The 21668-nt window shown below is 67.7% G+C and carries 19 protein-coding genes and 1 pseudogene; 15 read left to right on the top strand and 5 right to left on the bottom strand.

The features are described 5' to 3' along the window. Positions 1-268 precede the first annotated feature (268 nt). Complete coding sequence (locus ABLE88_RS23660) at positions 269-1258, top strand: FAD:protein FMN transferase (protein ID WP_510182942.1); 990 nt, start codon at positions 269-271, stop codon at positions 1256-1258. Here the strand turns inward: ABLE88_RS23660 and ABLE88_RS23655 are convergent. Next, entirely contained in the window at positions 1255-1950 is a 696-nt protein-coding gene (locus ABLE88_RS23655) for a VIT1/CCC1 transporter family protein (protein ID WP_348834396.1), read from the bottom strand. The genes ABLE88_RS23660 and ABLE88_RS23655 overlap by 4 nt on opposite strands. Positions 1951-2544: 594 nt before the next feature. Here ABLE88_RS23655 and ABLE88_RS23650 point away from each other — a divergent pair. The 7 genes from ABLE88_RS23650 (at position 2545) to ABLE88_RS23620 (ending at position 9916) form a co-directional block, all read left to right on the top strand. Then, entirely contained in the window at positions 2545-4017 is a 1473-nt protein-coding gene (locus ABLE88_RS23650) for an FAD/NAD(P)-binding protein (protein WP_348834394.1), read from the top strand. Positions 4018-4539: 522 nt separating this feature from the next. After that, positions 4540-5097 (top strand): FMN reductase, encoded by a 558-nt coding sequence (gene msuE / locus ABLE88_RS23645; protein WP_348834392.1) that lies wholly within the window; start codon positions 4540-4542, stop codon positions 5095-5097. A gap of 20 nt (positions 5098-5117) precedes the next feature. Next, positions 5118-6065: an aliphatic sulfonate ABC transporter substrate-binding protein gene (locus ABLE88_RS23640; protein WP_348834390.1), complete on the top strand. Its 948-nt coding sequence runs from the start codon at positions 5118-5120 to the stop codon at positions 6063-6065. 29 nt (positions 6066-6094) lie between these two features. After that, positions 6095-7069 carry an aliphatic sulfonate ABC transporter substrate-binding protein gene (locus ABLE88_RS23635; protein WP_348834389.1) on the top strand — a complete coding sequence of 325 codons (975 nt, stop codon included), beginning with the start codon at positions 6095-6097 and terminating at the stop codon, positions 7067-7069. Between the two features lie 29 nt (positions 7070-7098). Beyond that, the gene (ssuD, locus tag ABLE88_RS23630) at positions 7099-8256 is read left to right on the top strand and encodes an FMNH2-dependent alkanesulfonate monooxygenase (RefSeq protein WP_348834402.1); all 1158 of its coding nucleotides are present in this window, start codon (positions 7099-7101) and stop codon (positions 8254-8256) included. Further along, positions 8253-9032: an aliphatic sulfonate ABC transporter permease SsuC gene (gene ssuC, locus ABLE88_RS23625; RefSeq protein ID WP_348834388.1), complete on the top strand. Its 780-nt coding sequence runs from the start codon at positions 8253-8255 to the stop codon at positions 9030-9032. The genes ssuD and ssuC overlap by 4 nt, the downstream gene beginning before the upstream one ends. Before the next feature lie 11 nt (positions 9033-9043). Next, entirely contained in the window at positions 9044-9916 is an 873-nt protein-coding gene (locus tag ABLE88_RS23620) for an ATP-binding cassette domain-containing protein (protein WP_348834387.1), read from the top strand. 556 nt (positions 9917-10472) lie between these two features. Here the strand turns inward: ABLE88_RS23620 and ABLE88_RS23615 are convergent. After that, positions 10473-10904: pseudogene (locus ABLE88_RS23615) on the bottom strand (integrase); the annotation flags it as partial. Between the two features lie 138 nt (positions 10905-11042). Between ABLE88_RS23615 and ABLE88_RS23610 the strand changes: the two are divergent. Both ABLE88_RS23610 and ABLE88_RS23605 read left to right on the top strand, forming a co-directional pair. Next, entirely contained in the window at positions 11043-11237 is a 195-nt protein-coding gene (locus tag ABLE88_RS23610; protein ID WP_348834384.1) for a helix-turn-helix domain-containing protein, read from the top strand. After that, a complete protein-coding gene (locus tag ABLE88_RS23605; protein WP_510182941.1) occupies positions 11234-11452 on the top strand; it encodes a hypothetical protein in 219 nt (72 codons plus the stop codon). Before ABLE88_RS23610 ends, ABLE88_RS23605 begins: the two co-directional genes overlap by 4 nt. 113 nt (positions 11453-11565) lie before the next feature. Here the strand turns inward: ABLE88_RS23605 and pdxR are convergent, their stop codons facing one another. Further along, positions 11566-12984 carry a MocR-like pyridoxine biosynthesis transcription factor PdxR gene (pdxR, locus tag ABLE88_RS23600; protein ID WP_348834383.1) on the bottom strand — a complete coding sequence of 473 codons (1419 nt, stop codon included), beginning with the start codon at positions 12982-12984 and terminating at the stop codon, positions 11566-11568. A gap of 109 nt (positions 12985-13093) precedes the next feature. On the opposite strand from pdxR, the gene ABLE88_RS23595 reads away from it, so the two are divergent. The 5 genes from ABLE88_RS23595 to ABLE88_RS23575 all read left to right on the top strand — a co-directional run bounded on the left by ABLE88_RS23595 (position 13094) and on the right by ABLE88_RS23575 (position 18431). Beyond that, positions 13094-14695: an MFS transporter gene (locus ABLE88_RS23595; protein ID WP_348834381.1), complete on the top strand. Its 1602-nt coding sequence runs from the start codon at positions 13094-13096 to the stop codon at positions 14693-14695. A gap of 246 nt (positions 14696-14941) precedes the next feature. After that, positions 14942-15334 (top strand): Rid family hydrolase, encoded by a 393-nt coding sequence (locus ABLE88_RS23590; RefSeq protein ID WP_348834379.1) that lies wholly within the window; start codon positions 14942-14944, stop codon positions 15332-15334. A 140-nt stretch (positions 15335-15474) separates the two neighbouring features. Next, positions 15475-16788 (top strand): heterodisulfide reductase-related iron-sulfur binding cluster, encoded by a 1314-nt coding sequence (locus ABLE88_RS23585; protein WP_348834377.1) that lies wholly within the window; start codon positions 15475-15477, stop codon positions 16786-16788. A gap of 31 nt (positions 16789-16819) precedes the next feature. Beyond that, entirely contained in the window at positions 16820-17143 is a 324-nt protein-coding gene (locus ABLE88_RS23580) for a 2Fe-2S iron-sulfur cluster-binding protein (protein ID WP_348834375.1), read from the top strand. A 40-nt stretch (positions 17144-17183) separates the two neighbouring features. After that, the gene (locus ABLE88_RS23575; RefSeq protein WP_510182943.1) at positions 17184-18431 is read left to right on the top strand and encodes an NAD(P)/FAD-dependent oxidoreductase; all 1248 of its coding nucleotides are present in this window, start codon (positions 17184-17186) and stop codon (positions 18429-18431) included. A 630-nt stretch (positions 18432-19061) separates the two neighbouring features. On the opposite strand, the gene ABLE88_RS23570 is transcribed toward ABLE88_RS23575, so the two are convergent. Further along, positions 19062-20069 (bottom strand): Bug family tripartite tricarboxylate transporter substrate binding protein, encoded by a 1008-nt coding sequence (locus tag ABLE88_RS23570; protein WP_348834373.1) that lies wholly within the window; start codon positions 20067-20069, stop codon positions 19062-19064. Between the two features lie 449 nt (positions 20070-20518). Continuing rightward, entirely contained in the window at positions 20519-21382 is an 864-nt protein-coding gene (locus tag ABLE88_RS23565) for a transglutaminase family protein (protein ID WP_348834372.1), read from the bottom strand. Positions 21383-21668: the final 286 nt, after the last annotated feature.

Here is a 21668-nt window from a genome sequence, read left to right as displayed (position 1 = left end):
CCCGGCCCAAGGTCGAGGTGCAGTGACCTCCGGCCAATCCCGTGCACGTTCAAAGGAATAATCAGATGAAATTCGTTCTTCCCGCCGTGGCCGCCACCGCCACCCTGCTGTCGCCGGTGCTGGCCGATCCTGCGCTTTCAGGCGTCGGCTGATCCCCGCACCGGCGCACCCGGCCGGCTGCCGGCCTTCGAGGCCGTGACCCGCGCACTGGAGCCGGTGGTGCGCCCGCTGGGCCTCGACCTTCCCACCCTCAAATCGAGCGGACGCTATGCCGAAGACGTCTATTGATGCGGGTCGGGGGGCAACGGCGCTCCGGCGCCGCGCCCTGAGCGGCCCGGCCATGGGCGCGCGCTGGTCCGCCACCTTCTTCGCAGCCGACCATGTGGACGACGCGGCGCTCACCCGCCGCCTCCAGGGCGCGGTGGAGCGGGTGGAACATCAGATGTCCACCTTCCGGCCCGATTCTGATCTGGAACGGCTGAACGCCGCGCCCATCGGGGCGTGGATGCCCATCCCCCACGAGCTGATGCACGTCCTCGCCACAGCCCTTGAGATCGGCCGCCTCTCGGGCGGGGCGTTCGACATCGGGGTGGGCGATCTGGTCAGGGCCTGGGGCTTCGGCGCGGCGCCGGGGCCCGATGGCGGGCGCATCGCGGCGCTTGCCGGCCGGCCCTCCTTCGAGCCGCCCAAGACCTTGCAGCTCGATCCGGCCGGCTGCCGCGCCCGCCGTCTGGCGCCGCTCCGGCTCGATCTTGCCGGCATCGCCAAGGGCTTCGGCGTGGATGAGCTGGCCCACGCGATGCGCGCGGCCGGCCTCTCCTCCTTTCTGGTGGGCATCGACGGCGAGATGCACGCCGAAGGCCTGAAGCCGGATGGGCGTCCGTGGACGGTGGCCCATGAGCGGCCCTCCGCCGACGAGCGGGACATCCTCGGCGTGCTGGAACTTTCCGGCGCTGCGGTGGCCACCTCGGGCAATTATCGCCATCGAGTGGAGGTGGCCGGCCGCGTCCTCTCCCACACCATGGACCCCTCCCGTGGCGCGCCGCTGGAGAACGACCTTTGCGCCGTCACCGTGCTCGGCGAGACCTGCATGGCGGCGGACGCCTGGGCGACCGCGCTGCTGGTGCGTGGGGCAGGCGAGGGACCGGCCCTTGCCCGCCGCCTCGGCCTTTCGGCACTGTTCGTGCGCGCGGACGGCACGGTGGAGGCGACAGGCCTACTGGCTTCGCCCCCCGAGGCGCCGACGGGCGGCGGCTAGACGGCGTGCCCGACGAGGGTGCCGATGACCGCCGTCGCGGCCATGGCGATGGCGCCCCAGAAGGTCACGCGGATGGTCGGCTTCCAGATGTCCGCGCCGCCCGCGCGGGCACCCAGCGCGCCGAGGACGGCGAGGCAGACCAGCGACCCGCCGGAGACGATCGGGGCAATCAGGGCGGTGGGCGCCAGCAGGGAGATGATGAGCGGGATAGCGGCGCCGAGCGCGAACGTCACCGCCGACGTCGATGCGGCCTGGATGGGACGCGCGACCACGTGCTCGGCCAGCCCCAGCTCGTCGCGGGCATGGGCGGTGAAAGCGTCCTTCGCCGTCATCTGCTCGGCCACCTGCCGCGCCAGCGCCGGCTCGACACCCCGCCGCACGTAGATCTGCGTGAGCTCGTTGAGTTCGCTCTCCGGGTCCTCGGCGAGCTCGCGCCGCTCCTTCTGCAGATCGGCATTCTCGGTGTCGGCCTGCGAGCTCACCGAGACATATTCGCCCGCCGCCATGGACATGGCGCCGGCGACGAGGCTGGCGACGCCCGCGACCAGGATCTCTGACGAATTGGTCGATGCCGCCGCGACGCCCACCATGAGGCTCGCCGTCGAAATGATGCCGTCGTTGGCGCCAAGAACGGCGGCGCGCAGCCAGCCGATGCGCTCGATCAGGTGGTTTTCGCGGTGGAGGGGTTTCATAGCGAGGCCTGCTGGGAGGAGCGGCGGATCGGCGCGCTGCATGGCGCCAGCGGGAGCCGGTTTGATATACATTTAGAATAAATCTAATCTGTTTGGATGACAATGCGATGAGACGCGTGGCCGCGTCGCCCGGCGGATGACGACCTGCGGACGCGCCGATGCGCCTGACGAAGGGATCCTGGGGCGCCGACTCGCGCGTCTCAGGTGCGCAGCCCAATGGGCGCAAGGCTGGACGCATGAAAAGCCAGACAGGCACTGCGGCGGAACCCCTTGGGACCTCGTGATCATTGAGGCTCCCAGGCCGTGGCCCGATCGAGTTCCGCCTGGGCCTGGCTGAGAGGGCCGCGTGCGATCTGAGGCGTCGATGGCCGATCGGCGGCAACGCTTGAGGGTGAGGGTTTTGCTTTCTATTTGACTAAAACAATGGATTAAGTTTAATTTGATCCGACCGGTCTGTCCCTGCGGATCGTGGCGGCCCTTTTCCAGGCTGCGGCATCGCAGGGGACCGGCAGCACCCGGAAGCGGCGCCGAATTGCGGTTCGGACCCAGGCGTCGCTCGCGGTGCGCCTGACGTCACTCGGCGGAGGTCCTGCCATGTCCGTTCGCTCTGTTTCCGGTCATGCCGTTTCCGGGCGAGCGGTCGCCGAGAGCTCGGTCCCCCGCATCGTCGTGATCGGCGGCGGCTTTGCGGGCGCCCTCGCCGCCATCAAGATCATGGATCGGACCGGCGGGCCGCTCGACCTCGCCGTGGTGGAAAGCCGCGACGCCCTCGGGCGCGGCATCGCCTATTCGACCCCGGACCCCGACCACATCGTCAACGGTCCCGCGCACACGTTCAGTCTCTACCCGGAGCGGCCCGGCCATTTCGCCGAATGGCTCGCCGGCAATGCCCATCGCCGCGGCTGGGCGCCGCCCGCCGGCACCGCGCCGGGCCAGAGTTTTCCGCCGCGCCTCCTCTATGGCGACTATGTGGAGGACGAGCTCGCCCGCGCCCGCGCCGACGCGCAGGGGTGCGTCGGCTTCGTCCATGTGCGCGACCGCGCGGTCGACGTCGTGCCCGCGGGCGATGGGCTCGTGGTGCGCCTCGCATCGGGCCACGCCCTCGATGCGGACAAGGTGGTGCTCGCCACCGGCCTGTTCGCCTCCGACCGCACCATCGAGATCGACCCTGCGCTGCGCGCGGACCGGCGCTATCTGCCGGACGTCTATGCCGAGGGCGCCTTCGACGGCATCGCGTCGACGGGCGACGTGCTGATGCTGGGCACCAGCCTGACCGCCGTCGACGCGCTCATCACGCTCGAGAAGCGCGGCTATCGCGGCACCTACACCTTCGTCTCCCGGCGCGGCCTGGTGGTGCCCCGGCGCAGCGAGGCGGAACCTTGGCCGGCCTTCCTCGACCCGGAGGCCTTGCCCACCCGCATCACCGATCTGGTCCGCATCGTCCAGCGCGAGCGCCGCGCCATCGCCGCCGCCGGCGAGGACTGGCAGCGTCTGCCGCCGGCGCTGCGCCCGTTCGTCACCCGTTTGTGGATCGGCGCCGACGATGCCGAGCGCAGGCGCTTCGTGCGCCACGCGCGGGTCTATTGGGACGTGTGCGTGCACCGCGCCGCCGCGCCCACCGCCGGCTGGCTCGCCCGCGTGGAAGCCGAGGGCCGATGTCGCTTCCTGAAGGGGCGCATCGTCTCGCTTGCCGGCGAGGACGGGCGCGTGCGCGCCACCATCCGCCGCCGCGGCGCCGCCGCCGCCGAGACCATCATCGCCGACCGCGCCATCAACGGCCTCGGCCACGAGTTCGACTGGAACAGGATCGCCGACCCGCTGGTGCGCAGCCTGGTCGCCCGCGCCCTGGTCCAGCCCAATCCTAACGGCTTCGGCATCCTCGCCGATCCCGCGACGGGGGCCGTGCTCGACCGCGGCGCGCGCGCGTCCGGCCGGCTCTATGCGGTCGGCCACCCGCTGCGCGGCGTCGCCTGGGAGGCGAGCGCCATCCCCGAGCAGGTGGCCGGCGCCACAGCCGTGGCGGCGAGCCTCGACCGGGCGCTGTTCCCGAGCCGCAGCGTCGCCTGAAGCCGCGGCTGCGGCCGGCAGAACGCCGCCCCGCCCGCCGTGTCCTGCACCGCCCGGACCGGAGCGTCGCGCGCGCTGCCTCTGAGCCGCAACCCCACACCCCCAATGGCGCCGTCGCAAACCGGGAAACCGGCAAACCGCCTATGGCAAAAGCGGGGAGTGAGGATCACTTATATCATTTGAAACAATAGCTTATGCCGGCGCTCCAGCATACATATTGTTAGTCTATAAAATTAGTAGATTTTAGATTGACACCGCCCGCGACCCGGCCAATCATGATCGGACACTGCGGTGGCACCGGAACGGGGGCCCCGCGCATCAGGAACGGCTCGAAAGAGGCACCCCATGATCACCGGTGTGCGCATCCGTCCATGTAGCAGGAGCGGCAGACCGCGGCGCTGAGCGCCCGCTGCCGCTCGCTTCCCCCGCTTATCCCCGCCATGAAGAAGGCGCCGGCCCCGCCGGCGAACGAACCGCCATGCCTGCCGCCCATTCTTTCACCCGCACCGTCGGGGGCCGCCCATGATCCCGCGCATCGTCGGCTTCGCGGGCAGCACCCGCCGGCCCTCGCGCACCCGAACCCTGATCGAGACCGTAGGCGCCGAAATTTCCGCCCGCCGCACCGTCTCGCTCGAAATCTACGACCTGGTGGATGCCGGCCCCGGCATCGGCACCTCGAATCGCGAGGCGCTCCCCCGCGAGGCCCACGCCATCATCTCCGCGATCGAGGAGGCGGACGCGCTGATCGTCGGCTCGCCGGTCTACAAGGGATCCTATGCGGGGCTGTTCAAGCACCTGATCGACTTCGTCGATCCCACCGCGCTCGCGGGCACGCCGGTGCTCGTCACCGCCACCGGCGGCGGTGACCGCCATGCGCTCGTGGTCGAGCACCAGCTGCGGCCGCTGTTCGGCTTCTTCTCCGCCCTGACGATGCCGACCGCCATCTATGCCGGCGAACGGGACTTCCGCGAGGGCGTGGTCGCCGACCACGCCCTTGCCGCCCGGATCGCCCAGGCCGCCGGCGAACTCGACCGCGCGCTCGCCGCCGCTATCCGTCCCGCCATCCCCAACGTCGCCTGACCGGCGAACCGGAGACCGCCATGATCACCAAACGCCAGTTCCTCGCCGGCGCCGCCGCTCTCGCCGTCTCGGCACGCGCCGCCTCCGCCCAGGAGGTGCCGAAGGAGTTCAAGGTGGGCTACCAGAAATCCAGCGGCATCCTCGTCGCCGCCCGCCAGCAGCAGGTGCTGGAGAAGCGCCTGAAGGGCCTCGGGGTGGAGAACGTGCGCTGGGTGGAGTTCCAGTTCGGCCCGCCGCTGCTGGAGGCGCTCGGCTCGGGATCGGTCGACATCGGCACCGTGGGCGACACCCCGCCGATCTTCGCCCAGGCGGCGGGCGCCAACCTGCTCTATGTCGCCGCCGCTCCGGCGACCCAGTCCGCCACCCTGGTGCCGAAGGATTCGCCCATCGCCAAGGTCGCCGACCTCAAGGGCCGCAAGGTCGCCATCGCCAAGGGCTCGTCCTCCCACAATTTCACGGTCCAGGCGCTGAAGCGCGCCGGCCTCTCCTTTACCGACATCGAGCCGGTCTATCTTGCCCCGGCCGACGCGGCCGCCGCCTTCGCCTCCGGCCGGGTCGACGCCTGGACCATATGGGACCCCTATTGGGCCATCGCCCAAAGGCGGCACGACGCGCGCGCCATCGTCACCACCAATGACGGGCTGGCGAGCCACACCTTCTACCTCGCCAACAAGACCACCGCGACCAAGGCGCCGCAGGTGCTGCACGCCGCCCTCGACGAGCTGAGGCAGGTGACCGCCTGGGCGGCGCAGAACCGCGACAAGCTGGCCCAGCTCACCGCCGAGGTCACCGGCGTCGAGCTCGAGGCGCAGAAGATCGCCACCGACCGCTACCCGATCGAGCTCAACCCCATCACCGACAAGGTGGTGCGCCAGCAGCAGGAGATCGCCGACACCTTCCTGGCGCTCGGCCTGATCCCCAAGGCGATCACGGTCTCCGAGATCGTTTGGTCCGCTGCCCGCGCCTGACCGCAACCTCCTTTTCGAAAGACACGCCCGTGATTTCCATCACCCGCCGGGCCGGCCTGCTCGCCCTCGCCCTCGCCGCCGCCACCGCCACCGCCTTGGCCGGCCTCTCGCCCGCGGGCGCCCAGCAGGCGCCCTTGAAGGAGTTCAGGATCGGCTTCCAGAAGGCCGGCCTGCCGGTGGTCACGCGCCACCAGCAGATCATCGAGAAGGCGCTCGCGCCGGAAGGCATCGCCGTGCGCTGGGTGGAGTTCCCCTCCGGCCCGCCGCTGCTCGAGGCGCTGAACGCCGGCGCCGTGGACGTGGGCTGGACCGGCGACGCGCCGCCCATCTTCGCCCAGGCGGCGGGCGCGAACCTCGTCTACGTGGCCGCCCTGCCGTCCAACGGCGCGGGGGAGGCGATCCTGGTGCCCGCCGACAGCGCGGTCACCTCGGTGGCCGAGCTGAAGGGCAAGAAGGTCGGCGTCACCAAGGGATCGAGCGCGCACAACCTGCTGGTCGCCGCGCTGGAGCGGGCGGGCGTGCCGTTCGCGGACATTACGCCGGTCTACCTCTCGCCCGCGGACGCGGCGGCGGCCTTCGCCTCCGGCAAGATCGACGCCTGGTCCATCTGGGACCCGTTCTTCGCCATCGCCGAGCTGCGCCACAAGCCGCGCGTGCTCACCACCACCAAGGACGAATTGAACGTCAACACCTACTTCCTCGCCAACAAGAGCTTCGCCGGCGCCCATCCGGCGGTGGTCATCAAGGCGGAGGACGCACTGAAGCAGAGCGCCAAGTGGGCCGACGCGCACCGCTCGGAGGTGGCGAAGGTGCTCGCCGAGGTGACCGGCGTCGACCTTGCCGCCCAGACCCGCGCGGCCGAGCGCCAGGTGTTCGGCGTCGGCCCGCTGACGCCGGCGGTGATCGCCGGGCAGCAGCAGACCGCCGACCGCTTCACCAAGCTCGGCCTCATCCCGCGCGCCATCGTCGTGAAGGACGCGGTGTGGGTGCGCCCGCAGAGCTGAACCCGAACGTGAACGAAGAGGACGCCCCCATGGCCCGAGATCCCATCAATTTCTTCTGGTTCATCCCCACCCACGGCGACGGCTCCTATCTGGGGTCGGAGACTCGCCAGCGCCCGCCGGAGTTCGGCTACTTCAAGCAGATCGCGCAGGCAGTGGACCGCCTGGGCTACCAGGGCGTGCTCTTGCCCACCGGCCAGAGCTGCGAGGACAGCTGGATCACCGCGGCAGGCCTTGCCGCCGTGACCGAGAAGCTGAAGTTTCTGGTGGCGCTGCGGCCGGGGGTCACCACCCCCGCCTTTGCGGCCCGCCAGACGGCCGCCCTCGACCGCCTGAGCAACGGGCGGTTGCTGCTCAACGTGGTCGTCGGCGGCAATCCGACCGAGCTCGCCGGCGACGGCGTGTTCATCGGCCATGACGAGCGCTACGCCCAGGCGGACGAGTTCCTTGCCGTCTGGCGCCGGCTCGTCGCCGGCGAGACGGTGAATTTCGACGGCCGGTATTACCGCATCGAGGGCGGCCGGCTCGACTTCGCCCCGGTCCAGCGGCCGACCCCGCCGCTCTATTTCGGCGGCTCCTCGGAGGCGGGCCAGGTGCTGGCGGTGGACCAGACCGAGCTCTACCTCACCTGGGGCGAGCCGCCGGCGGGCGTGAAGGAGAAGATCGCCGCGGTCCGCCGCAAGGCCGCCGCGCGCGGGCGCGACATCCGCTTCGGCATCCGCCTGCACTTCATCGTGCGGGAGACCGAGCACGAGGCCTGGGCGGCCGCCGACCGGCTCATCAGCCGCATCACCGACGACCAGATCGCGCGGGCGCAGAAGCGCTTCAAGATCGAGATGGATTCGGAGGGCCAGCGGCGCATCGCGGCGCTGCACGGCGGGCGGCGCGACAAGCTCGTGGTTTCGCCCAATCTGTGGGCCGGCGTCGGCCTCGTGCGCTCCGGCGCGGGCACCGCGCTCGTGGGCACGCCCGAGCAGGTGGCCGAGCGGCTCGCCGAATACCAGGAGCTCGGAATCGACACCGTGATCGGCTCCGGCTACCCGCATCTGGAGGAAGCCTACCGGGTGGCGGAACTGCTCTTCCCCGCTCTCGGCCTCGGCCTCGGCCGCGAAGCGGGCTTCAATTCCAACATCGCCAACGAGTTCGCCGTCGGCGCGCATGGCGGCTCGAAACTGAAGGCGGCGTCGTGAGCGCGCCCCTCAAGCGCGCCGTCGCGGACGGGGCCGGCTGGATCCTGCCGGCCCTGCTCCTCCTGGGTTGGGAGGCCGCGGCCCGCCTGGGCGAGATCCCGCCGACCATCCTGCCGGCGCCCTCGGACGTGGCGGCGGCGCTGTGGAAGCTCACCCTGTCAGGCGACATCTTCCGACATATCGGGGTCTCGGCCTGGCGGGCGCTGGTCGGCTTCGCCATCGGCGGGTCGATCGGCTTCGCGCTCGGCCTCGCCAACGGGCTCTCGAACGCGAGCCGCGCCGCCTCGGACACGACGCTGCAGATGGTGCGCAACATCCCGCATCTGGCGCTGATCCCGCTGGTCATCCTGTGGTTCGGCATCGACGAGGAGGCGAAGGTCTTCCTGGTCGCGCTCGGCGTGTTCTTCCCGATTTACATCAACACCCTGCACGGCATCCGCACGGTGGACCCGCAGCTCATCGAGATGGGCCGCATCTACGGCATGTCGAACCTGGAGCTGTTCGTGCGGGTGATCCTGCCAGGGGCGCTGCCCTCGATCTTCGTGGGGCTGCGCTATGCGCTCGGCATCATGTGGCTGACGCTGATTGTGGCCGAGACCATCTCCGCCTCCTCCGGCCTCGGCTACATGGCGATGCAGGCGCGCGAGTTCCTGCTGATCGACGTGGTGGTGCTGTCGATCCTCATCTACGCGCTCCTCGGCAAGCTGGCGGACAGCGCCGCCCGCCTGCTGGAGCGCGCGTTTCTCAAATGGCATCCCGCCTTCCAGCCGCAGTGAGGAGAACAGCCATGAACATCGCCGTGCGCGGCGCCGAAGCCGCTCCCCGAACCGGCGTTCGCTTCGAGGGCGCCCCGTTCCTGAAGCCCGAGCCGCGGGCGGACGAGGCCTCGGCGCGGCACGGCCCCGCCGTGCTTCCGCAGGCGCGCGACGTCGGCGGCATCGCCTTCACCTTCCGGGGATTGCGCAAGGCGTTCGGCCCGAAGACCGTGCTGCACGGGCTCGACCTCCACGTGCCGGCCGGCCAGTTCGTGGCCGTGATCGGCAAGAGCGGCTGCGGCAAGAGCACGCTGCTGCGGCTTCTGACCGGGCTCGACGTGCCCACCGGCGGCACGCTCGAAATCGCCAGCACCGAGAGGCGCGCCGACATCACCCGGGTGATGTTCCAGGAGCCGCGTCTTCTGCCCTGGGCACGGGTGGCCGCCAACGTGGCGGTGGGCCTCTCCCATGTGCGCGACGGCAAGGAGAAGCGCGGCAAGGCGCACGCCCTCCTCGCCCAGGTGGGCCTTGCCGACCGCGCGGGCGAGTGGCCGGCGGTGCTCTCCGGCGGCCAGCGCCAGCGCGTGGCGCTTGCCCGGGCGCTGGCGAGCCGGCCGCGCATCCTCGCTTTGGACGAGCCGCTGGGCGCGCTCGATGCGCTCACCCGCATTGAGATGCAGCTGCTGCTGGAGCGCATCTGGCTCAAGCAGGGATTCACCGCGGTGCTGGTGACCCACGACGTTGCCGAGGCGGTGGCGCTCGCCGACCGCGTGGTGCTGATCGAGGAGGGCCGGATCGCCCTCGACGTCGAGGTGCAGCTGGAGCGTCCGCGCCGGCGCGGCTCGCCGGAGCTGGCGCACCTGGAAGGCATCATCCTGGAAAAGCTGCTGGGCGCCCCCACCTGAGGGCCTTTCCACCCCGAGGTTCTCCCGCAACTGACCCCCGCTTTCCCCAAGGCGGGGGATTTTTTTGCCCGCCGCCCCTCGCCGGGGTGTTCCGCACTCAAACGTCGCCGCGGAAGTGGCCGATGCCGAGATGGGCCCGGGACGGCCGAGGACGGTTTGGTTATCCGCCCCATGGGCCGCCGAGGGGTGAATTGAGGGCCGGCCGGGGGCATTGCGCCACGGCCTCGAGGTGGGCGCTGCTGGCATCCGGAGGCGATTTGAGCCGCGCATGCTGGCCGGCGGGGCATACTGTTGCGCGCGCCACGGGCACCCCCCCGGTTCAGGGACCGTATGCGGCGCAGCCCCCAGCACGGGGCCGCTGCCTCCCGACGTTTGCCCAGTTGGTCACGGCGAAACGCGCAAAGGATCGGGCGCCCCTCTTTAGCCGCTGCACCGCTTTTTTAGCGCTCGCAGATCCCGGCTCGCCATCAGGTTGCACCGCCGCCTGCCGTTGCGGCTCGGCTGCCATCCTGCTGTCCGGAAGCAGCAGCAGTCCGCGCTCAAGGTCGACGTGCTGTCATTTCGGATCGAGAATCTCACGCTGCCGCGCGCCGGTGAAAAGCGGGAGCCGGAGTGCGCCGGCCGTGAAAGGGCTAAGCCGGACCCGGCGGTCGGAACGCGGCGCGTGCTTGGCCTTCTTCTCGGCGTCCGGCTCCCACGGTATGCCCTCGGTCTCCGCCTCACGGATGGCCGCGCCGAGCCGCTCCATCTGCTCGGCGGACAGGAACACCTCGCGCCTGCGCTCCCGAAACCGCTTGATGCCCTGGCAGGGATTGGGCCCGGTGGGAATCTCGCCCGACTGCATCGCCCATGCGAACATCGAAGAGAGGATCGTCAGCGTCCGGTTGGCAGCGAACGCGGCCCGCGCCCCGATCTTTCGGTGGAGCTTCGCTATATCGGCGGTGGCCACCGACTGCGCCTTTCTCCCGCCGAGGGTAGGGAACACGTGCGCCTTGAGCGCCCCGGTTCTGCTTGCCGGCCCCGGATCTTACGTTCTGGCAGGCGAGCGGTAAGCTTGACAGGCCCGTTCGTGATGCGTGCGCGATATAAGACGTTTGTTGACATATCGCACATTCGGACGGCGCTCGTGACCGGCATTTCCAACCGTGACACCATGGACGGCCTCGCCAAGGGGCTAACGGTCATCGAGACGTTCACGGTGGAACGGCCGCGCCGGTCCATCGCGGAAGTGGCCACGGCGTGCGGGCCCGACCGGGCACCGGCGAGGCGCTGCCTGCCCACGCTCGCCCATCTCGGCTATGCCGACCGATGGCCGAGGTGAGGGCTATGCGAGCGCGCGGCTATACGGTGATCGACCGGGAGCTGGCGGTCGGCCTGCGCTCCATCGCTGTCCCCCTCCTCAACGCCCACGGGGACGCCGTCGCAGCCCGGCACCTCGGCTTGCCCGCCCTGGCGGGAGGGGCGGAGACGCTGGCGACCCGGCATCTGCCGGCACGGCGCCGGGTGCAGGAGGAGGTGAGGAAGATCCTGCGATAGCGGCCAGGGCGCCGAGACCGTCAGACAGCCGGTCGGTCCCTCGCCGGCCCGGGGGGCGGCCCAGGTGCGTTCGCGAAGGCCTGATCGAGCCTCGACCGTGGCGCCGATGGGGATCACGCATGGAGCGCGCGCTTGACCTCCAAGAGGGCGCTCTCAATTTGCGAAAGCGCTGCCGATCCGAACCCGAGCACCAAGAATTGCTGCTCGGCCTTGCCGTTCATCACATAATTGGAGGGAAGAGCGACCCTGAGCTTCTGGGCGCGGCAGATCGCGATGACCTCGCTTGCGTGCCCGGCGCTTCCAAGGTCCAGAAAAAATTGAAGGCCGCCCCGTGGCGGATCGAAACGCCAATGCGGGAACTCCCGCCGGAGCAGCGCCGTGATCCGATCCCGCTTGCGCCGATAGACGGTCCGCATTCTGCGCGTATGAGCCGCAATAATCCCCCCGTCGAGGAGCTCGGCCACCCAGCGCTGCAATACGCCACTGGTTCCGCGCGACAAACTCCAATGCAGGGTCGCCATTTCTCTGACGAGCGGAGGTTCCGCAACAACATAGCCGAGCCGAAGACTATTGAAAAGCGTCTTTGAAAAAGTTCCCAAATAGATCACGCCATCACGGGCATTGCTCGCCTTGAGCGCAGGACGTGGGCGACGGTCATAATAGAACTCGCTGTCATAGTCGTCCTCGATCACCAGGAGATCCCGCTGCTCGACGGCGTGAACGATCTCCGCCCGCCGCGCGTCGCTCAAGGTCACGCACTGAGGGAAATGATGCTCCGGCATGACATAAAGGATATCGTTCTTGCCCAGATCCGACGTCGTGAGCAGAATGCCGCCGGCATCCACGGGGTGATCATGCAGGTCAAACCCGAACCGGGCAAAATTACGGGCGATGTCGAGATATCCCGGCGTGCCGAAGTGAATATTTCTCCGCTCCTTTGCCTGTGTCAATGCGATGAGCACAGCTCCATACTGAGTGCCGGGGATAACGAGCACTTCGTCTGGATGCGCCTCGATGCCACGCTCCGGCAAAATGTGTTCGCAGATCTGGCGACGCAGCATTGGGTCTCCGGCGCTCTCGGTGAAGAATTTCAGATGAGCGGTGCGGCGCAGCACCCTGTCGAAGCCGCGCCGCAATTGCGTAATGGGCAAGTGCTCGATGTCGGCGATGCTTGGAAGCAGTGAAAGCTCACGCGGGTCAATAAAAACCGGCTCGTCGGGGGTGTCCAAGAGGCGCCGCACGGGGCAGCCCGTGCCACGCGTTTCGACGGGGCGCTCCTCGCGCCTGGCCGTGCGCTTCACCCGCGTCCCGCGACCGACATGGCTTTCGCACACGCCTGCGGCGCACAGCTCCTCATAGGCGAGGACCACCGTCCCGCGCGCGACCCCCAGTTCCCTGGCAAGGTCGCGAGACGAAGGAAGCATCGCGCCATGCTCCACTTCGCCGTGCTCGATCTGGTAGCGAATCTGGTCGGCGATCTGACGGTGGATCGGCAGCGACCCATGACCTTCTCGCAACGCAATCTGCAGCATGCGCCAACCTTTCCGGACCAAAATTTATCGCATATTGGTCCAAGCAGTTCCCAAAAACCTGTGCCAATGTCGGGGGAATAGCATAAACATCAGGTGGAGGAAAACACCCATGTTCTTGGAATCAGCCGCGCTTCAGGCGGAGCACGCACCGCCGAAGGACGAACTACGGAAAGTTATTTTTGGCTCGTCGCTCGGCACGATTTTCGAGTGGTACGACTTCTTTGTCTACGGAACACTCGCGGGTATTCTCGGGCCGCTCTTCTTCTCAAAGACCCTCGGCGACACCGGCGCCTTTCTGGCGAGTCTGGCGACGTACGGCGCAGGACTTGTGCTCAGGCCGTTCGGCTCGCTCCTTTTCGGGCGCCTCGGCGATGTGGTTGGCCGCAAGCACACGTTCCTCATCACCATCGTGCTGATGGGCGTTTCGACCGCCGGGGTGGGCTTTTTGCCGACATATGAGACCGCCGGCGTCGCCGCGACGGTCCTTCTGGTCCTGTTGCGCTGCTTGCAAGGACTTGCACTCGGCGGAGAGTACGGCGGGGCGGCGACCTATGTGGCGGAGCATGTGGGTCATGGGCGCCGCGGTCTCGCCACCGGTTGGATACAGATTTGCGCCACCATGGGCTTTTTTCTTTCTTTGATCGTGGTGCTGACAACCCAGAGCGCCGTCGGGGACGACTTCAAGACCTGGGGCTGGCGTGTTCCGTTCATTCTCTCCCTCTTGCTTTTGGCCGTGTCGGTCTACATCCGCATGCAGCTGAGCGAGTCCCCGGTCTTCGTCAGCATGAAGGCCGAAGGACGTGTCAGTCGAAACCCCATCATCGAAAGCTTCGCCCGCAAGGACAATTTGAAATTCGTGCTGCTCTCGCTTTTCGGGGCGGTCGCAGGTGCCGGCGTCGTCTGGTACACGGGTCAGTTCTACGCGCTGATCTTTTTGCAGAAAGTGCTGAAGGTGGAACTTTCGACGGCCTACATTCTCATGTCGGTCGCCCTTGCTTGCTCCGTCCCCTTCTTCGTCGTCTGCGGCGCGCTGTCGGATCGGATCGGACGCAAGCCGGTGATTTTGGCCGGGCTCTTACTTGCGGCGCTGACCTATATTCCGCTGTTCCATGCCCTGACACATTACGTCAATCCGGCTCTGGAAACAGCGATGGCGAAGGCGCCGGTCACGATCGCATCCAACGAGTGTGCCACCCGCTTCTTCAGCGGTCCGCAGAATGACTGCGAACGCGTGAAAGATTTCCTTGTGTCGAACGGCATTACCCACAGCGTGGTTGCCGGCGGCCCGTTGGCGGCAACGACAACCAGTGTTGGCACCGTCCAGGTGCCAGGCTTTGATGCGGGACAGCTGAAGGCGGCCCTGGTCGCGGCCGGATACCCCGAGCGGGCCGATCCCGACGCCATCAACAAACCGATGGCCGTATTGATCCTCTTCATTCTGGTCTTTTATGTCTGCCTGGCATACGGACCCATCGCCGCCTATCTGGTCGAGCTGTTTCCAGCACGCATCCGCTACACGTCCATGTCGATGCCGTATCACCTCGGCACCGGATACTTTGGCGGGTTCATGCTGTACTTCGCGACGCTCATAGCGGCCGAGACCGGAAACATTTTCGACGGGCTCTGGTATTCGATCATCATCGCCGTCATGTCGTTTGTAATCGGACTGTTGCTGCTGCCGGAGACCAAGGATCGGGACATCACCCAATGATGTCGCCGCCCGCCCTTCGATCCGGAGCCCGGCCGGGCGCGGGCCCCAGGCCCCCGGCGGGGCCGGAAGGAGCCGGCTTCGACGCCGGCCGACGATGCCGGAGCGCCGCTGGCGGCCCGCCGACACCCATCGGCGCCGCGGTTCGTGGACCTGCCGCACGCCGCGGCAGCCGGCCGGCCGAACCGCGGGCCTTGTGGTGGTCCCGACGTTCAAACCCACAACCTGATTCTCTATTGGAGGCTATCGATGCCCATCACGCCGCTCAATCCGCCAGGTCTCCCCGAACCGATCGCTCCGTATTCGATGGGAGTGAAGGCCGGCAACACGGTCTACGTGTCCGGCGTCCTCGCGCTCGACGGCGCCGGCCGGACGGTCGGGGTTGGCGACGCCCGGGCACAAACGAAGTTCGTGATCGAGACCATCGAGAAAATTCTTCGCGAGGGGGGCGCAAGTCTGCGCGACGTTGCATTCAATGCCGTCATCATCAAGGACATGGCGGACTACGCCGCCGTGAATGAGGTCTACCGCCAGTACTTCAACGATCCCCCGCCGGCCAGATACTGCATTGCTGCCAAGCTCGTCCGAGACGATCTCCTGGTCGAGATTGCCTCGACGGCCCACACCGCGGCCGCCGGGTGATCAGCCGAAGCGGATGGGATCCATCCGCTTCGAAGAATGATCATTTCCGATCAGAGCGTTGCGGTTCGCCCCGTTCGCGAGCGATGGGATCCATCGGCCGCGGTCGAACCATGGCTGTGATTTCAGACACCGGTGCCCGCATGGACTTCACCGAAGCACTCGACATTCACATGAACGAAATCGCTTCCGCGTGCACGCGGTGCGGAAAATGCTTTCAAGCCTGTCCGATGACGGGTCCTGCGGGCATCGGCGATGCCGAACCGGCGATGGTCGTGTCCGGCATCGTGGAGATCCTTCGGGGCGCGGCGGGCACGGTGGAAGCGGACGCCTGGGCGTCGGCCTGCTCCAGCAGCGGCAATTGCATCCCGGCCTGCGACTATGGCGTCAATCCGCGCACGATGGTCCGGCTCGCCCATTTCGCTTCGACGCGGCGGCGCAGCGGCGAAGCGGTGAAGGCCAACGCCATGAAGTCGTTCCGCGCGATGGCCAAGGCCGTGCGCATCGTTTCGAGGCTGCAGATCGATGCCGACCTTCTCCACGCGCTTCAACCGCCCCCGGGCCGAGACAAGCCGGCGCGTCGACCAGACGTCTTGATCTATACTGGCTGTAACGTTCACAAGACGCCTCACATCCTCATCCTCTGTCTCGATGTCATTCGCGCCATGGGTCTGAGCTATGAGGTTGTCGGCGGCCCGTCGGCATGCTGCGGCGTCTTCCAGTTCCTTTCCGGCGATGCGGAGACCTCGGGCCGGGCCGGCCTCGGTACGTTGAGCCAGATCGAAGCGATAGGCGCCCGCGAAACGCTGTCCTGGTGCCCCAGCTGCCAGACCCAGTTCGACGACGTCATCATCCCCAACCATCAGCGAATGAGCAGGGATGACGCCTTCGCACTGACGCCGTTCTTCCTCTTTCTCGAACGCCATATCGAGCAGCTCCGGGAGCTCTTTGTATTTCCCGTTCGCAAGCGGGTTGCCCTCAACGAGCGGCCGGGCTACCCCGGCGTGATGCAAGCCGTGAAGCGGATTCTGCACGCGATTCCGGAGCTGGAGTTCGTCGAGCTCGATGTCCCGCGCGTGGGGCTCATGTCGAATTACCTCACCGTGGCGCCGCGATTCAAAGACGAGCTACGTGAACGCGAGTTCCGAGCGGCGGCGGACGCAGGCGTGACGACACTCGCAACTGTATTCCACGCCTGTCACCGGGAGCTTTGCCATTTCGAGCGCACGGTCTCGTTTGAGATCGTGAACGTGATGGAGCTGATCGGCGAGAGCATGGGCGCGAAGGCGGACGATATCTACAAACGACTGAAAATGATGAATGACGTTGAAGCCATGATCGATGACTGCGGCGACCTGATCAGGCGCCACGGCCTTGACCCGGATGAGGCGCGCGACGTGCTGCTCGCCGATCAGTTGGCGGCAACGCCGCTACAGGGACACGTCATCGAAAAATAGCGCGGGCCTCAACACTTCTGGAGGAACGGATTTGCCAAGAATTATCTTCATCTCTTCTGCCGGGACGCGACGGGAGACGCAGGGATCTGCCGGCTTGTCGGTGATGACCGTAGCAAGGACCAACGACGTGCCGGGCATCGAGGCCGAATGCGCCGGCTCGCTCTCATGCGGCACCTGCCACGTTTATGTAGCGCCGGAATTCCTTTCCGATCTGCCGGCCGCTTCGGAACAGGAAGAAGAGATGTTGGGATTCGTGGCCGCCGAGCGAAGGGCGGGCAGCCGTCTTAGTTGTCAGATCGTGCTGACCGATGAACTCGACGGCTTGACGGTGGAAGTACCGGAAACTCAGGGCTAGAGCCGGATCCGTCCCCAGTGAATCGCCCGGGCTTAAGGAAATCATCGTGACTTCTTGCAAGCCGATTGTCATCGTCGGAGCCGGGCATGCGGGGTTCCAGTTGGCGGCCTCGTTGCGCCAGTGTGGATATGAAGAGCGCATCGCGCTGATCAATAATGAGCCCTATCTTCCCTACCAGCGCCCCCCGCTGTCGAAGGCCTTTCTCAAGGGAAATGGCGACCTTGACGCGATGTTCTTTCGGAGCGAAAGCTTCTTTAGACATCATCGGATCGAGCTGATCGACGATCATGTGGCCGCGATCGACCGCGCAGATCAAAAGGCAGTCCTACGCTCGGGAAGCTCGCTGGCGTACCGTCATCTCGTTCTTGCGACGGGCGCCCGCAATCGCGTGCTGAGGATGCCAAATGCGGACCATGATGGCGTGCGCCATCTGCGGTCCCTGGCGGACGGGGAGGCAATCCGGGAGCGGCTGGACCGGGCGAGGCGCGTGGTCGTCATCGGAGCCGGTTTCGTGGGTCTGGAGTTTGCCGCGACCGCCGCCGCAAAGGGGATCGAGATCGACATTGTCGAGCTGGCGCCGCGAATCATGGCCCGTGTTGTCTCGCCTGCGATTTCCTCTTACTTCCATGCGCGGCACGAAACCGCCGGCTGCCGGATCCACCGCAAGCGCTCCGTGGCTGCGATCGCGGCGAAGAACGGCCGCCTGCAAGGGGTCACGCTCGACGACGACCGATGGCTGGCCGCCGATCTTGTGGTCGTCGGCATTGGCGTCGTTCCCAACGTGGAGCTGGCAACCGCAGCTGGGCTTTCGGCAACAAATGGCATCGATGTGGATCAGCATTTCGCCACCATCGATCCCCACATTTCCGCGATCGGCGACTGCGCGCTGTTTTCGAGCCCTCGGTACAAGGCACCTCTGCGCCTTGAATCGGTATCGAATGCGACGGACCAAGCCAAATGCCTGGCTGCCCGGCTGACGGGACACATGAGGCCCTTTAACGGCGTGCCGTGGTTCTGGAGCGATCAGGGCGACGACAAGTTGCAGATCGTGGGTCTTGTTGACGGCCATCGGGAAACAATCGTCCGGGGCGAGCCCGAGCGGAATTCCTTCTCCGTGTTTTGCTACGATGGCGGGCGTCTGCTCGGCGTTGAGTCCGTCAACCGCGCTGCCGACCATATGGCGGCGCGCCGCCTTGTTGCAGAAGGCGCCACGGTTCATCCGGACCAGGCCGCGGATTTATCGTTCGATCTCAATACTTTAAGGCAAGATCCAGGCCAGCCGGGATGAGCCCGACCGCGAGCGCCGTCTTCAGGGTGGCGGCCGCCGCCACGGGCACCTGCCCGGAGCCGTGCCGGATCTGGCTGCAGATCTGGAGCGGCAGGGTCGACGGGCCCGGACCGGCGCGGACCAGGGTGGCGTTGACCTCGCCGGCCGAGACCCGAAGGCGAACGCCGCCCCCGTCCCGATGCCGGGCTGGACCCTCGGCGGCGCGACCTTCAGGAACGCCCGGAGCGGGAAGGCGCCGTGGATCACCGCCGCCGCATCGAGGCGCGCATCGAAAAGCCGGTGTCGATCCGTTTCCGCGGCGCGCGGATCCACAAATGCGGACCACTTCCCGGCGCGGTTCCATCCCCGCGCTTTCGTCCTCAACCGCCTGCGCGTCGAGGGCAGCGTCGGGCCGCAGACCCTGAGCGGGCTCGAGGAGCGGGGCCACGATCTGGACGTCGCCCCGCCCTGGATCGAGGGCGTCCTGCGCGCCGCCGAGCGCGACCTTGAAACCGGCATCCTGGAGCCGGGGTCGGACCCGCGCGGCACCCGCTCGGAGGGTGTTGCCCGCTTACGCCCTCGCCTATCGAGCGCGGGCCGCCGGCAGCGGGCCGAAAGTCCCGTCCGCCGCCGGCGCCCGGAGGCGCCGCGTCAGTTCAGCTTGATGCCCGCCTTGGCGATGATGGCGGACCACTTCGCCGATTCCGCCGCCAGGAACGCCCTGAACTGCGCCGGCGTCGAGCTCTCGGGCTCGACGCCGATGTCGATCAGGCGCTTCTGCACGGCGGGGTCGGCCATGGTGGCGACGATCTCGCGGTTCAGGCGCTCGATCACCGGCTGCGGCGTGCCGGCCGGGGCGGCGATGCCGAACCAAGCATAGGATTCGTAGTCGTTCACCCCCTGCTCGGCCATGGTCGGCACGTCGGGAAGCGCCTTGCTGCGGGTCTTGGTGGTGACCGCGAGCGCGCGCACCTGGCCGACGGCGAGCTGCGAGGACACGTTGGGAATGAGCTGGAAGCTCACCGGCACCTCGCCCGAGACGAGGTCGATCGCCAGCTGGCTGCCGGACGGGTAGGGAACGTGCTGCATCTGCGTCCCGGCGACGATGTCGAAATAGGCCGCCGCCAGATGCTGGGACGATCCGAGCCCGACCGAGGAATAGTTGATCTGCCCGGGCTTCGGCCGCACGAAGGTGATGAACTCCTGGACCGTCTTCACCGGAATCTTCTCCGGGTTCACCACCAGCACGTTGACCAGCTTCGCCACCAGGGAGATGGGCTCGAAGTCCTTTTCCGGATCGTAGGGAAGTCCGCCCAAAGAGCGATTGATCACGAACGGCCCCGGCGCCGCGAACACCAGCGTGTAGCCGTCGGGCGCCGCTTTCGCGGCCGCCGCCGTGCCGGTGTTGCCGCCGGCGCCCGGGCGGTTCTCCACGACGACGCGCTGGCCGAGCCGCGCGCCGAGCCCGTCCGCCACGATGCGCGCGATGGAATCGCTCGCGCTGCCGGAACCGAACGGCATGATGAGCTTCACCGCACGGTCGGGATAGGACTGCGCGCGCGCCGGCAGGGCGCCGGCGAGCGCCGCGACGGCGAAAAGTGCAGGCATCAGGCTGCGGACGGAATGGCGCATCACCCCCCCAATTTGATTCTTGAACATGGCTTGCTTTCCACGATCGGGGGCATCGCCGTCGCACGGCGCTCACACGTTGGCTGGCGAACGGACTGAGGCCATGCCCCCCTTACCGAGCGGCATGATCCACGCTTTGCCGGCGCGGTTCAATGCGCGGGATGATCGGCCACGGCCGAACGTCGCGACGGGCGTTCGGGCCTTTCGGCTTGGCGATTTCGCCTTCCGGGTTTTGAGCCGCCCGTGGCTGCCGCAGGCCCTGCCGCCGGTATGCATGCAAGGGACCCGTCGGCGGCGACCCTGGCCATCTGGCGGAATTCGAAATCGGCATCGTCCTCTGCCACCAGCGCCGTCGCCCGCTCCGGGCAAGGCCGGGCTCGATCAGGCTGAGCGCCAGCGGAGCGTTGGTCCGCGGGCAGTGGGCGACGATGGCATGGGTCAGGGAGGCTCCCGAGGTCGCGCGGGGGGGCGGCGCCGCCTCAGGCGGTAACCTGGACCTCCACCGTCATGTCGCGGAACGCGCCGCCCTCGCCCACGAAGCTGCCCTGCACCGGGTTCGCCTGGCGGATGTCGCGCACCACCGCCACCGGGATCAGGTTGAAGCCGCCCATGCTGCGGTTGGTCGGATCGAACGGGATCCAGCCCGCCCCCGGCACGAACACTTCCGCCCAGGCATGGGTCGAGCCCCCGCCCGCGGCGCCGGTGCGGGTGCCGTCGGGATTGTAGAGATAGCCCGACACGATGCGCGCGCCGAAGCCGAGGCTGCGGACCGCTTCCACGAACAGGACGGCGAAATCCCGGCACGAGCCCCAGCCGCGGTCGAGGGTTTGCACCGGCGACTGCGTGCCCTCCTCGTCCCGGCTCTGATAGGAGATCTGCTGGGACACGCCGGCGCTCAGATCCTTGAGCAGCGACAGCGTGTCGGTGGGGTTGCCCCGCACGAAGCGCTGCGCCCAGGTCCGCAGCTGGCCCGCGGCATCGGGGAATTGCGGTGTGCCGAGGGCGCCGAGATCGGTCCATTCGGCGTCGGAATAGCGAAACGGGAAGCCGACGGCGGACCCGGCGATGGCGAACACCGGCCAGGGCAGGGCGTCGAGCTGCAGACGCGTGGTGCTGTCGATCACCAGATGATCGCCCGCGGACGCGAAGGCCGCCGTCGCGACCGCATTGCCGAAGACGTCCTGCGCCCAGGTCACGCTCGCCGCCGGTGCCAGCATGACGTGGTTCGAGATGACCCGCAGGTCCCGGCTCTCCCGCGGGCGCAGCATCAGGCGGTGGGGACTGAACGTCACCGGCCGATGGAAGCGATAGGTGGTGGTGTGGCGGATCTGGAGTGAGATCAAGGGCGCTCCGCTGGGCTGGGGTCTCGGTCGAGGGCGCGGGCGGGCTGCAACGGCAATCCGCGGGCGTCGCAGGACCCTGATCCGGGCGGTTGAAGGGCCGGTCGGATCCCGTGCGCGCGCGGGACGAGCCACCGCAGAGCAGGACCACCCCGGGGACTACTGTCAGCAGAAGCATAACACATGCCAGCGCGGGCGGCAGAATGATCGACCCGCAAAATATTGTTGCGAATTACAGGATTCACGAGCATATTCGCCCAGTCGATCGAAAGCCTGACCACTTGGCTTT

The organism is Xanthobacter luteus (assembly GCF_040049235.1).
In the GTDB taxonomy this organism is placed as follows: Bacteria; Pseudomonadota; Alphaproteobacteria; order Rhizobiales; family Xanthobacteraceae; genus Xanthobacter.
Note: the sequence above shows the minus strand (reverse complement) of the source record. Positions and strands in the feature narration are given on the sequence as shown.